7 protein-coding genes, 1 tRNA gene and 1 pseudogene are annotated in these 12,765 nt (G+C 54.3%); 6 read left to right on the plus strand and 3 right to left on the minus strand.

Annotation, left to right across the window (positions count from 1 at the left end):
• Positions 1 to 259 precede the first annotated feature (259 nt).
• The 5 genes from rpoB (at position 260) to H8Q75_RS02825 (ending at position 11,242) form a co-directional block, all read left to right on the plus strand.
• On the plus strand, positions 260 to 3,586 hold the full coding sequence (gene rpoB, locus H8Q75_RS02805) for a DNA-directed RNA polymerase subunit beta (RefSeq protein WP_297040324.1): 3,327 nt from the start codon (positions 260 to 262) through the stop codon (positions 3,584 to 3,586).
• Between the two features lie 76 nt (positions 3,587 to 3,662).
• On the plus strand, positions 3,663 to 5,531 hold the full coding sequence (locus H8Q75_RS02810; RefSeq protein WP_024124089.1) for a DNA-directed RNA polymerase subunit gamma: 1,869 nt from the start codon (positions 3,663 to 3,665) through the stop codon (positions 5,529 to 5,531).
• A gap of 19 nt (positions 5,532 to 5,550) precedes the next feature.
• The gene (locus tag H8Q75_RS02815) at positions 5,551 to 9,534 is read left to right on the plus strand and encodes a DNA-directed RNA polymerase subunit beta'' (protein ID WP_024124090.1); all 3,984 of its coding nucleotides are present in this window, start codon (positions 5,551 to 5,553) and stop codon (positions 9,532 to 9,534) included.
• Positions 9,535 to 9,743: 209 nt separating this feature from the next.
• On the plus strand, positions 9,744 to 10,574 hold the full coding sequence (locus H8Q75_RS02820) for a M48 family metallopeptidase (protein ID WP_024124091.1): 831 nt from the start codon (positions 9,744 to 9,746) through the stop codon (positions 10,572 to 10,574).
• A gap of 2 nt (positions 10,575 to 10,576) precedes the next feature.
• Positions 10,577 to 11,242: a cytochrome b/b6 domain-containing protein gene (locus H8Q75_RS02825; RefSeq protein ID WP_297040332.1), complete on the plus strand. Its 666-nt coding sequence runs from the start codon at positions 10,577 to 10,579 to the stop codon at positions 11,240 to 11,242.
• Here H8Q75_RS02825 and H8Q75_RS02830 read toward each other — a convergent pair.
• The 3 genes from H8Q75_RS02830 to H8Q75_RS02840 form a co-directional block, all read right to left on the minus strand.
• Positions 11,226 to 11,828 carry an HAS-barrel domain-containing protein gene (locus tag H8Q75_RS02830; RefSeq protein ID WP_024124093.1) on the minus strand — a complete coding sequence of 201 codons (603 nt, stop codon included), beginning with the start codon at positions 11,826 to 11,828 and terminating at the stop codon, positions 11,226 to 11,228. The two genes, H8Q75_RS02825 and H8Q75_RS02830, sit on opposite strands and share 17 nt — an antisense overlap.
• A 3-nt stretch (positions 11,829 to 11,831) precedes the next feature.
• Positions 11,832 to 12,164: a photosynthetic/respiratory NAD(P)H-quinone oxidoreductase subunit S gene (gene ndhS, locus H8Q75_RS02835; RefSeq protein WP_157869622.1), complete on the minus strand. Its 333-nt coding sequence runs from the start codon at positions 12,162 to 12,164 to the stop codon at positions 11,832 to 11,834.
• A gap of 26 nt (positions 12,165 to 12,190) precedes the next feature.
• Positions 12,191 to 12,282 (minus strand) — tRNA-Ser (locus tag H8Q75_RS02840).
• A 226-nt stretch (positions 12,283 to 12,508) separates the two neighbouring features.
• On the opposite strand from H8Q75_RS02840, the pseudogene H8Q75_RS02845 reads away from it, so the two are divergent.
• Positions 12,509 to 12,765, plus strand: a pseudogene (locus H8Q75_RS02845) (TolC family protein); the annotation flags it as partial.

Consider the following 12,765-nt stretch of genomic DNA (forward strand, 5'->3'; position numbering starts at 1 on the left):
ACTCAGGGGTAGCAGCTCCAATTCCTCTCCGCGTCCTAGTGCTGAAACATAGCAACTCTGTGTTATCGTCGTAGGTAGCGGCTTGCAAGCGCGGCAGTGGCACTTGTCAACTTTGCTTGTTTTCAACAGCTTCATTCTTTGCGAGGTCTCCGGCGGCACCTTTGGCCGTAGGCGGAGCTTTTGGTGTGCTTGACAGGGCGACGCCTCTTTGCTTATGATGCAAGATCCGCGTTTTAGCGATACCCTCTAGAGGATATACATGGCTAGTAATCAGATTTACACGCCACCCGCCTTTACCTTGCCAGACCTTGTCGAGATTCAGCGGGCCAGCTTCCGATGGTTTCTTGAAGAAGGACTCATTGAAGAGCTAGAGAGTTTCTCCCCTATTACTGATTATACCGGCAAAATTGAGTTGCACTTTTTGGCCAAAGACTACCGACTCAAGGAGCCGAAGTATAGCGTAGATGAGGCCAAGCGGCGGGATGCCACCTACTCAATGCAAATGTATGTCCCAACTCGCCTCATTAATAAAGAAAACGGCAATATCATTGACCAGGATGTGTTCATTGGGGATCTACCCCTGATGACCGATCGCGGCACCTTTATTATCAATGGTGCAGAGCGCGTCATTGTCAACCAGATTGTCCGCAGTCCTGGTGTTTACTACAAATCAGAAACCGACAAAAATGGTCGTCGCACCTACAATGCCAGCCTGATTCCCAACCGGGGCGCTTGGCTGAAATTTGAAACTGATAAAAACAATCTACTGTGGGTACGCATTGACAAAACCCGTAAGCTCTCGGCGCACGTTCTCCTCAAGGCCTTGGGATTAACCGATAGCGAAATCCTAGAGCGGTTGCGTCACCCCGAGTACTACCAAAAAACCGTTGAAAAAGAAGGCAAATTCTCTGAGGAAGACGCCCTCATTGAACTGTACAAAAAACTGCGTCCAGGGGAGCCGCCCACGGTCTCGGGGGGACAACAGTTGCTAGAGTCGCGCTTCTTTGATCCCAAGCGCTACGACCTTGGCCGGGTGGGTCGCTACAAGCTCAACCGCAAGTTGCAGTTAAATATTCCTGACTCGGTGCGCATCCTCACCCCAGAGGATATTCTTGCCGCCATTGATTATCTCATTAACCTAGAGTTTGACCTGGGAACGATTGATGACATTGACCACTTGGGCAACCGCCGTGTCCGTTCTGTCGGTGAGCTGTTGCAAAACCAAGTGCGGGCTGGCCTCAATCGCCTAGAGCGCATTATTCGCGAGCGGATGACGGTGTCTGACACGGATTCTTTGACGCCCACTTCACTGGTGAATCCAAAGCCCTTGGTAGCCGCCATTAAGGAATTCTTTGGCTCTAGCCAGCTTTCCCAGTTCATGGATCAAACCAACCCCCTCGCGGAACTGACCCACAAACGGCGCTTAAGTGCCCTAGGGCCCGGTGGTCTCACTCGGGAGCGGGCAGGCTTTGCTGTGCGGGATATTCACCCTAGCCACTATGGTCGCATTTGCCCCATTGAAACCCCTGAAGGCCCCAACGCCGGGTTGATTGGCTCCCTGGCTACCCATGCCCGTGTCAATGAATATGGCTTTATTGAGACGCCTTTCTATCCCGTGAAAGATGGTCGCGTCCTTAAGGATCAGCCTCCTATTTACATGACGGCTGACGAAGAGGATGATAAGCGGGTGGCGCCGGGGGATGTGCCCACCGATGAAAACGGTTACATCCTTGGTGATGTGGTACCTGTGCGCTATCGTCAAGATTTCACAACCACAACCCCTGATCAGGTGGACTACGTGGCGGTTTCGCCAGTGCAGATTATCTCTGTGGCTACATCCCTGATTCCCTTCCTAGAGCACGATGACGCCAACCGTGCCCTTATGGGCTCTAATATGCAGCGGCAGGCCGTTCCCCTGTTGCGCCCGCAGCGTCCTTTGGTGGGTACAGGCCTAGAGGCCCAAGCAGCCCGGGACTCTGGTATGGTGATTCTCAGCCAGACCAATGGCGTGGTCAGCTATGTGGATGCCAATCAAATTCGCGTCAAAACGGATAATGGCCCTGAGATTACCTACACGTTGCAAAAATACCAGCGCTCCAACCAAGATACGTGCTTGAATCAACGGCCGATTGTCTTTGTGGGCGATCGCGTGCAAGCGGGACAAGTCATTGCCGATGGTTCTGCCACCGAAGGGGGTGAACTTGCCCTTGGCCAGAACATCCTTGTGGCCTACATGCCCTGGGAAGGCTATAACTACGAAGACGCCATCCTAATTAGCGAACGGCTGGTGCAAGAGGATGTTTATACCTCTATCCACATTGAGAAGTACGAGATTGAGGCGCGGCAAACCAAACTCGGTCCTGAGGAAATTACCCGCGAAGTGCCCAACGTCTCTGAAGAAGCCCTGCGGCAATTGGATGAAAACGGCATTATCCGCATCGGTGCCTTTGTAGAGGCAGGCGATATTCTCGTCGGTAAAGTCACCCCCAAAGGGGAATCGGATCAACCCCCCGAAGAAAAACTGCTGCGTGCCATCTTTGGTGAAAAAGCGCGGGATGTGCGGGATAACTCCCTGCGGGTGCCCAATGGTGAAAAAGGTCGCGTTGTCGATGTGCGCGTCTTTACCCGTGAGCAAGGGGATGAGCTACCCCCCGGCGCCAATATGGTGGTGCGGGTTTATGTGGCCCAGAAGCGCAAAATTCAAGTGGGGGATAAAATGGCTGGTCGCCACGGCAATAAGGGGATTATTTCCCGCATTCTGCCGGTGGAGGATATGCCTTTCCTGCCCGATGGTCGGCCGGTGGATATTGTCCTCAATCCCTTGGGGGTGCCCTCACGGATGAATGTGGGGCAAGTCTATGAGTGTCTTTTGGGCTGGGCTGGAGAATGCCTTGGTCGTCGCTTTAAAATTACCCCCTTTGATGAAATGCACGGCAAAGAAAAATCCCGCGAAACAGTCCATGCCAAACTGCAAGAGGCCAGAGATGTCACGGGTCAAGATTGGGTCTTTAACCCTGAGAATCCAGGCAAAATGGTCGTCTATGATGGCCGCACGGGTGAACCCTTTGACCGACCAGTGACGGTGGGAATGGCCTATATGCTGAAACTGGTCCACTTGGTGGACGATAAGATCCACGCCCGCTCCACCGGTCCCTACTCCTTGGTTACCCAACAGCCCCTCGGTGGTAAAGCCCAGCAAGGTGGTCAGCGCTTTGGCGAAATGGAGGTGTGGGCACTGGAGGCCTATGGTGCCGCCTATATTCTCCAAGAGTTACTGACGGTCAAGTCCGATGATATGCAAGGACGCAATGAAGCCCTCAATGCCATTGTGAAGGGGCAATCCATTCCACGACCGGGCACGCCAGAGTCCTTTAAGGTGCTGATGCGGGAGCTGCAATCCCTGTGCTTAGATATTTCTGTGCGCAAGGCCAGTATTCCCAGCTTTGATGACGATGGCGAAATGAAACCTGACCCCGAGGTGGATTTGATGGTGGATGTCAGTCCTCGCCGTACGCCGGCACGACCCACTATTGACTACAGTGCCCTAGACGACACGGACGATAAAGAAGGGGCAACGACATTCTAAACACTCAGAACTGAGTCAGCTTGTTTGGGGGCGATCGCCCCCCTGATCCATTTACTGCCAAAGGATTTGTGAGCTTATGCCCAGACTCGAGCAACGCTTTGATTATGTAAAAGTGTCTCTGGCCTCACCCGAGCGCATCATTCAGTGGGGACAGCGCACTCTCCCCAACGGTCAAGTGGTGGGCGAGGTAACCAAGCCAGAAACTATTAACTATCGCACCCTCAAGCCGGAGATGGATGGCCTCTTCTGCGAGCGGATTTTTGGCCCTGCTAAGGATTGGGAGTGCCACTGCGGTAAATACAAGCGGGTGCGCCATCGCGGCATTGTCTGTGAGCGCTGCGGCGTTGAAGTCACCGAATCACGGGTGCGCCGCCATCGCATGGGCTACATTAAGTTGGCTGCCCCAGTTACCCATGTCTGGTATCTAAAGGGGATTCCCAGCTACATGGCAATCCTGCTGGATATGCCCCTGCGGGATGTGGAGCAAATTGTCTATTTCAACTCCTATGTAGTCCTGAATCCAGGCAATCACCCTGACCTCAGCTACAAGCAGCTCCTGAGTGAAGATCAGTGGCAGGAAATCGAAGAGGAGATCTATAGGGAGGACTCGGAGCTAGAAGGTGTTGAGGTGGGCATTGGGGCTGAAGCCATTCAACGCCTGCTGCGGGATTTGGATTTGCAAGCGGAGGCCGACCAACTGCGGCAGGAAATCCTCAACTCTAAGGGGCAAAAACGCGCCAAGCTCATCAAACGCCTGCGGGTCATTGATAACTTTATTGCCACTGGCTCCAAGCCGGAATGGATGGTCCTGACCGTGATTCCCGTGATTCCACCGGATCTGCGGCCAATGGTGCAGTTAGATGGCGGGCGCTTTGCCACCTCTGACCTTAATGACTTATACCGCCGTGTCATTAACCGCAACAACCGCCTCGCCCGCCTGCAAGAGATTCTGGCGCCCGAGATTATTGTCCGCAATGAGAAGCGGATGCTTCAAGAGGCGGTGGATGCCCTGATTGATAATGGTCGTCGCGGTCGCACGGTGGTGGGTGCCAATAACCGTCCTCTGAAGTCCCTGTCCGACATTATTGAGGGGAAACAGGGACGCTTCCGCCAAAACCTGCTTGGGAAACGGGTGGACTACTCTGGTCGGTCGGTGATTGTGGTCGGGCCAAAACTGCAAATGCACCAGTGTGGCCTGCCGCGGGAAATGGCGATTGAACTTTTTCAGCCCTTTGTGATTCACCGCTTGATTCGCCAACAAATTGTCAACAACATTAAGGCGGCCAAGCGCATGATCCAGCGCAATGATCCTCAAATTTGGGATGTGCTGGAGGAGGTCATTGAGGGTCACCCGGTGCTGCTCAACCGTGCGCCGACACTCCACCGTTTGGGGATTCAGGCCTTTGAGCCGATTCTGGTGGAAGGGCGGGCGATTCAACTGCACCCCTTGGTGTGTCCTGCCTTCAACGCCGACTTTGACGGTGACCAAATGGCGGTGCACGTGCCCCTTTCGATTGAGGCCCAGGCGGAGGCGCGGATGCTGATGCTAGCCTCGAATAATATCCTGTCGCCGGCCACGGGCAAGCCAATTATTACCCCCAGCCAAGATATGGTTTTGGGCTGCTATTACTTGACGGCAGAAAATCCTAAGCTGCCGGATTATAGCGATCGCTACTATGCCAACTTCCAAGACGTGGTCATGGCCTACGAACAGGGGCACTTGCCTCTCCATGCCTTTGTTTGGGTGCGCTACGACGGTGAGGTGGACGATGGCGACACCAGTGAACCCCAGATTACGACCTATGAAGATGGCTCCCGTTTGCTGGAGTATTCCCTGCGTCGGATCAAGGAGGATGCCAACGGTCAACGGATTTCCCAATACATCCGCACCACCCCCGGTCGCATTATCTACAACCAAACGATTCAAGAAGCCCTAGCCAGTTAATTTGGGAGACCCCAACACCATGACTGAGAAAAAGCCTATTTTCTTTAACCGCATCATTGACAAAAAAGGCTTGCGGGACCTGATTGCTTGGTCCTTTAGCAACTTTGGCACTGCCCGCACAGCGGAAATGGCCGACAAAATCAAAGACCTGGGCTTTCACTATGCCACGCGCGCCGGCGTCTCCATCAGTGTTGATGACCTGCTGGTGCCCCCCAAAAAACAGGAACTCCTCGCAGCGGCAGAAAGGGAAATTAAAACCGCTCAGGAGCGCTACTCGCGGGGTGAAATCACGGAGGTGGAACGCTTCCAAAAGGTCATTGATACTTGGAACAGCACAAACGAAGAATTGAAAAACGAGGTGGTGCGGCACTTCCGCAATACTGATGTCCTCAACTCCGTGTACATGATGGCCTTCTCCGGGGCGCGGGGGAACCTCTCGCAGGTGCGCCAGTTAGTGGGCATGCGCGGTTTGATGGCTAATCCCCAAGGGGAAATCATTGACCTGCCGATTAAAACCAACTTCCGCGAAGGTCTGACGGTGACGGAGTACATTATCTCCTCCTACGGTGCGCGCAAAGGACTGGTGGATACGGCACTGCGGACGGCGGACTCCGGTTACCTGACCCGGCGCTTGGTGGATGTCTCCCAAGATGTGATTATCCGCGAAGAGGATTGTGAAACGGAGCGAGGCATTACGCTGCGCAGTATGACCGTGGGGGATAAGGTCTTGACGCTACAGGATCGCCTTTTGGGTCGGGTGGCCCTCAATGATGTGTGCCATCCGCAAACGGGCGAAGTGCTGGTGGCCAAAAATCAAGCCATCTCCGCTGATATCGCTAAGAAAATTGTTGATGCTGGTATTGAAGAAGTGGTGGTGCGATCGCCCCTCACCTGCGAGGCCACTGGCTCTGTGTGTCGTCTTTGCTACGGCTGGAGCCTTGCCCATGCCCGACTGGTGGACATGGGAGAAGCGGTGGGCATTATTGCTGCTCAATCCATTGGCGAACCCGGCACGCAATTGACGATGCGCACGTTCCACACCGGCGGGGTGTTTACCGGGGAAGTGGCCCGCCAAGAGCGCGCTCCCTTTGCCGGTACGGTGGAGTACGGCAAGAAATTGCGGGTGCGTCCCTACCGCACTCGCCACGGTGATGATGCCTTTATTGTCGAAACCGCTGGCAAGCTTGTGATCAAAGGCGGTCAGCAAAGTCAAGAATTTGACCTCTCCCAAGGGTCAATTGTCCTGGTGGCGGATGGCGAAACCGTCGAAGCGGGTCAATTATTGGCGGAAGTGGCCCAGGCCTCCCGCAGTGTCCGTAAGTCCACGGAGAAAGTAACTAAGGATGTGGCCTCGGATTTGGCGGGTCAAGTGAAGTTCGTCAACCTCGAAGTGGAGGAGAAGCGCGATCGCCAAGGCACTACAACGCGCATTGCCCCCAAGGGTGGGTTAATTTGGGTACTGTCTGGGGAAGTGTATAATCTGCCCCCTGGTGCTGAGCCGGTTGTTCAGAATGGCGATCGCATTGAAGCGGGGGCCGTGCTTGCAGAAACCACTGTGAAAACCGAGCATGGAGGTGTGGTGCGTCTTCCTGAACAACAGGACAGCAAAGGCAGTCGCGAGGTGGAAATTATTACCGCTTCGGTGATGCTGGATAAAGCGAAAGTGCTCAAGGAAACGCAGCAGGGACGCGAGCACTACATTATTGAGACCGCCACTGGCCAGCGCTTTTCCCTGAAGGCAGCTCCTGGCACCAAGGTGGCCAATGGCCAAGTGGTGGCTGAGCTGATTGACGATCGCTACCACACCACGACGGGCGGTATCCTCAAATACGCCGACATCGAAGTGGCCAAAAAAGGTAAGGCCAAGCAGGGCTATGAAGTCCTCAAAGGGGGGACCCTCCTATGGATTCCCGAAGAAACCCATGAAGTGAACAAGGATATTTCCCTGCTGATGGTGGAGGACAACCAATACGTCGAAGCGGGGACTGAGGTTGTCAAGGACATCTTCTGTCAAAACAGCGGTGTTGTCGAAGTCATCCAGAAAAACGACATCCTGCGGGAAATTATTATTAAGCCCGGTGAACTTCACCTTGTGGATGATCCGGAAGCTGCACGGCTAAAGCATGGCATCTTGGCCCGTCCCGGTGAAGAGGTCCTCCCCGGCCTTGTGGTCGAAGCCCTCTCGCAAGTAGATTATCTGGAGGACACCCCCGAAGGACCAGCGATTCTTCTGCGCCCCGTTCAAGAATTTAACGTTCCTGATGAGCCATCGGTACCCAGTCAGGACTCCAGTGATAATTCAGGGCAGTCGATTCGCCTGCGGGCCGTGCAGCGGTTGCCCTACAAACACGATGAGCGGGTCAAATCCGTTGATGGCGTTGATCTGCTGCGGACGCAGTTAGTCCTTGAAATTGGCAGCGAAGCCCCACAACTGGCTGCTGACATTGAAATTGTCACGGATGAGGTGGATCCAGAAGCCCAGCGCCTCCAACTGGTGATTCTGGAGTCCTTGGTTATTCGCCGTGACATTGCTGCGGATCAGACCCAAGGGAGCACCTTTACCTCCCTTCTGGTCAAAGATGGTGATCACATTCGCCCCGGTGCTGTGATTGCCCGCACGGACATTAAAGCCAAGCAAGCGGGTGAGGTGCAGGGAATCTTGCGCAGTGGTGAATCTGTTCGCCGCATTCTGGTCGTTACTGAGAGCGATCGCCTGCGGGTACAGACCAATGGTGCCAAGCCCACCGTCAAAGTTGGCGATCTGGTGCGTCCTGGCGATGAACTGGCCAAAGGGGTCACCGCTCCTGAAACTGCCGCTGTCATGGCAGTGGCCGATGACCACGTGATCCTGCGCTTGGCCCGTCCCTACCTGGTCTCGCCGGGGGCCGTGCTGCAAATTGAAGAGGGCGACCTTGTGCAACGGGGGGATAACCTCGCGCTGTTGGTGTTTGAGCGGGCGAAAACGGGTGACATCATTCAGGGGTTACCTCGGATTGAAGAACTCCTTGAAGCTCGCCATCCCAAGGAAAAATGCGTACTGGCGGTGCGCCCCGGCACCTGTCAAGTCACCTACAACAGTGACGACAGCGTAGACATCAAAGTCATTGAAGAGGATGGCACGATTCAGGAATACCCTGTCTTGCCGGGCCAAAACCCCTTGGTGGTGGATGGTCAAAAGGTCAATCTTGCTGACCCCCTCACCGATGGTCCTGTGGATCCCCACGACATCCTCTCAATTTACTTTGAGTACTACAAACCCCAAGGGTTGCTCAAAGCTGCCCAAACTAGCCTTGAGAAGGTGCAATCCTTCTTGGTCAACGAGGTGCAGTCGGTGTATCTCAGCCAAGGTATTGAGATTGCCGATAAACACATTGAGGTGGTTGTCCGCCAGATGACCTCCAAGGTTCGGATTGACGATGCGGGCGATACAATCCTGCTCTCCGGTGAACTCATGACTCTGCGTCAGGCGGAACAAGCCAACGAACCCATGGCGCTTACCGGTGGTGCACCCGCCCAATATACCCCTGTTCTGTTGGGGATTACCAAGGCCTCCCTGAATACCGATAGCTTCATTTCAGCCGCCAGTTTCCAAGAGACGACCCGGGTACTCACTGAAGCGGCCATTGAAGGCAAGTCCGACTGGCTGCGGGGACTCAAGGAAAACGTGATCATTGGCCGTCTCATCCCAGCGGGTACCGGCTTCAACAGCTACGAGGAAAGTGGCAACGGCGATGAAGAGTGGGAAGAGGGTGAAGATCGCTTGGGCCAAACCCACGTTATCAGCCCCGAACCTGAATCACCAAAGATGACGACGGTCAATGTGACTGCTGACCTTGGTGAAGATGTCCTCATTGATGATGAAACCGCACCCCATGTGATTGAAAAGATTACGGGAGGGGCTCGCGATTTTGAATTCGCCAGCAGTGATGTTGAGGATGAGGAGGACGAACTCGCAGACGAGGACGATGACTATGGGGATGAAGAGGAGGAGGATGCCTTCTAACTAAAATTCCCTTGATTAAAGAAGGCTACGGTAGGACTTGGCACCCAATCCAGTAGGAGGTTGTCGGTGCCCTCGCCGTAGCTTTTTGGGTCTTAGGCGAGAAGAGCATGCCAGCGCAGAAAGCGCAGAATGTTTTTGCAGGGATGCGAGAAGTCTGTGCCATACTCTAAAATTGGCAGTGGAGGGGTCAAGGTAAAAATTACGATTTCATGCCTGTTCCAGCGTCTGCCAGCCTGAGGGCCGATCAGTTTCGTCATCCCCGCGATCGCGAGGCCACCCAAGCACTCCAGCAACTGCCGGGGTTAGATATTCTCGTGCGATCGCTTTTAGGTTCGGTGGCGGAGCAGGCCTTTTACCTGGAGAACATTGGCAGTAGCCTGCGCCTGAGTGAACGGCAATTGCCAGAGATTTACGCCCTCCATCTGGAAGCATGTCGTATTTTAGGCCTAGAGCCGCCCCAGTTGTATCTCAAACAACACCCCGTTGCCAATGCCTACACCTTTGCTATGCAGGGCAAACAGCCTTTTGTGGTCCTGCACTCGGCGCTCGTGGAACTGCTGACACCCAAGGAATTACAGGCGGTCTTAGCCCATGAGTTGGGTCACCTCAAATGTGAACATGGGGTTTATCTGACCGTCGCCAACCTGTTGCTGTTGGCCACCAGTCAATTGTCTCCTTGGGGTTTGCTTTTGGCCCAGGGACTGCAAATGCAACTGTTGCATTGGCTTCGCTGTGCTGAACTCACCTGCGATCGCGCTGCCCTATTGGTGACCTGCGACCCCCGTATTGTTGCTTCAGTTCTGATGAAACTCTCTGGAGGTTCGCCACAGTGGAGCGATCGCCTGAATCTCGACGCCTTTATTGCCCAAGCGCGGGATTATGAGGCGGCCGATCGGGGCTGGTATGGGCTTTTCAAAGAATTACAGACCGCGCAGCTGACCCACCCGCTACCGGTACTGCGGGCACGGGAAATTCTGGATTGGGCGGAAACGCAGCAGTACGATCGCCTCGTCAAGCAATTACACCCTGCTTCCCAATAACGATGGCCAAACCTATTCCCTATCAACCCCTTTCCCTGCGCCTTGTCCACGGGGCAATTGCGATTTTGGTGCTCCTTGCTCTCCTGTCAGGGTTTTGGGTCTATAACACCTACGATGGCCGCTGGGGATCACTGCCCCTACCCAAGATTCCCGATATTCAAGGCCTCCACGGTACAATTGCCCTGGTGCTGCTATTGCTATTCCCCTGCTTTGCCCTTTACTGCTTCCATTGGGGCGATCGCCGGCTGTTGTACAAAAAATCCTTGGCGCAAATTTCCCAAGGGAATTGGCTTGCTTGGCATCGGTTAGCAAATACCCTAATGCTGGTGGCCGTCACGTTTGCCCTGATCACGGGGCGGATGATGAAAGAGGAGTGGTTGCCCGCAGGGGAGCTCAATCGAGGCTGGTACTTAGCTCATTTAGCGGCTTGGAGTGTGGTGCTCCTGAGTTTGCTGGCTCACCTCGTTCTAGGGGCAAAGGCGGGGGGGCAGCCACTTTTAGTTTCAATGCTCAGTTTTGCAATCCGGCCAGAGGATCGGCGGGTCAGGAACTGGTGGCGGGGCGGTAGGCTTAAACCTGCCAGTCCTCTGTTGCTCGGCCTAGAAATCATTGTTTTGCTGGCAACGGGGGCGGCTTTTGTCTTGCCGGCTATCATAACTGCTCAATAATGCCCCGCAGGCGATCGTAGTCATCCTTGAGGAGTTGGTTCAGGTATTGGGCTGCCTGCACTAGCCACTGGCGATCGCGCTGTCGGAGTTGATACAAGGAACGGAGGGTTGCGGCCACCAGGGCATCACCGGGACCATAGCGCAGGGTCAACAGGGTTCGCAAAAAGGTCAATGTGCCACTGAAGGCAATCACCTCCTCCGGGGGACACCCATAGACCTGCTGGTGCATTTGGGGTGGGTGGGGGGGCAAATGGTGATAAAAGTGTTCCCTTTCCTGAAAGCCAGCAATGGCGATCGTGACCTCGGTTTTCAACATGGCAAAGATATGGGGCTGCTCTTGCCGTAGTTGCTCTAGGGATAGCCCCAAGGCGGTGGCACGGTGAATTGTGTCAATGGGCGCCGTGACTACGTAGGCAACAATGCCATAAATCACGCGATCGCTTTCCGGGATGCGCACCCAACTGCCCAGGGCAGGCACAGCCGGAAAATCTAGGGTAGCGGGCTCGTGGCACTGGGCAATGCAGTGATCCGTTGCTGTCTGGATAATCTCAGCAAAGGGCTGGGGGGGAGGCGATCGCCACGCCATCGTTTACTTTTTGGCTTGCGCTTTTTTCTTGGGCGTGCTCACCACTGGCTCTAGCTCGCTGGCCTGAAAAGTAACCAATTTATCCCAGTTTCCTCCTTCAAAGAGCACTGCTACTTTGCCGTCTGTGACCCGCTGCACAATCCCCTGAAATTGGTAATAAGTATCGTTGGGATTGGTGACCTTCACGGTCATGCCGGGGAGAATCGTTATTATTAAGTCACTGGCCATCGTTTTATCCCAAAGCTGTTTATGTGAGTTTATTATCTCCTGCCCTTGACCCATTCGGGCTTTGCTCAGGGAGAGCAAAGGATAAGGGTCAGTTATTGGCTTGATCATATTTTCTTTAACTTCTTTTTCTTTAACGGAGAGGGAGGGATTCGAACCCTCGGATAGGAGTTACCTGCCTATCAACAGATTAGCAATCTGCCGCTTTCGACCACTCAGCCACCTCTCCTGATTTGGCAGATTCCCTATTCTAGATCAGTTTTATCCCCCTTTTCAATCCTCGTGGTCTGCGGCGGCGGCTCTAGCAGGCGATCGCAACTGAGAATCCATGCTAGAGTTTTGCAGAATGGGTGTGTTGTGGGAGTGAAGCAAATGGCTGGATGCTGGCAATCTTCACCAGTGCTTAGGCGCAGTTCTACCGTCGCTAACTTGAGCAGGTTGCACTCTAAGTTCCCATGTTGAATGATTTTGCCCTGAATCTCCCCAAAATGCTGCTGTCGGGACTCCTTGCACTTGCCCCTGTGACGCTGCCTAGCCTCGCTCAAGCTGCACCCAAAACTACTCCAGTGGTACAGGCGTCTTCTCAAGCCCCAGCGGCGGATGCCCTCACGCCTCTCAATCCCAATCCCGATAAACTGGCGCTTCCTGAGACGCTCAACATTGATCTCAATCAAGCCCTCACCCTAGAGCAAGCGATTGAGGTGGCCATTCG

This window comes from Thermosynechococcus sp. OHK43, from assembly GCF_014466085.1.
GTDB lineage: Bacteria > Cyanobacteriota > Cyanobacteriia > Thermosynechococcales > Thermosynechococcaceae > Thermosynechococcus.

Excerpts from the sequence above, each read along its gene's own strand:
- H8Q75_RS02810 (WP_024124089.1), top strand. The coding sequence starts at position 3,663 with ATGCCCAGACTCGAGCAACGCTTTGATTATGTAAAAGTGTCTCTGGCC.
- H8Q75_RS02820 (WP_024124091.1), top strand. The coding sequence starts at position 9,744 with ATGCCTGTTCCAGCGTCTGCCAGCCTGAGGGCCGATCAGTTTCGTCAT.
- rpoB (WP_297040324.1), top strand. The coding sequence starts at position 260 with ATGGCTAGTAATCAGATTTACACGCCACCCGCCTTTACCTTGCCAGAC.
- H8Q75_RS02815 (WP_024124090.1), top strand. The coding sequence starts at position 5,551 with ATGACTGAGAAAAAGCCTATTTTCTTTAACCGCATCATTGACAAAAAA.
- ndhS (WP_157869622.1), bottom strand. The coding sequence starts at position 12,164 with ATGATCAAGCCAATAACTGACCCTTATCCTTTGCTCTCCCTGAGCAAA.
- H8Q75_RS02825 (WP_297040332.1), top strand. The coding sequence starts at position 10,577 with ATGGCCAAACCTATTCCCTATCAACCCCTTTCCCTGCGCCTTGTCCAC.
- H8Q75_RS02830 (WP_024124093.1), bottom strand. The coding sequence starts at position 11,828 with ATGGCGTGGCGATCGCCTCCCCCCCAGCCCTTTGCTGAGATTATCCAG.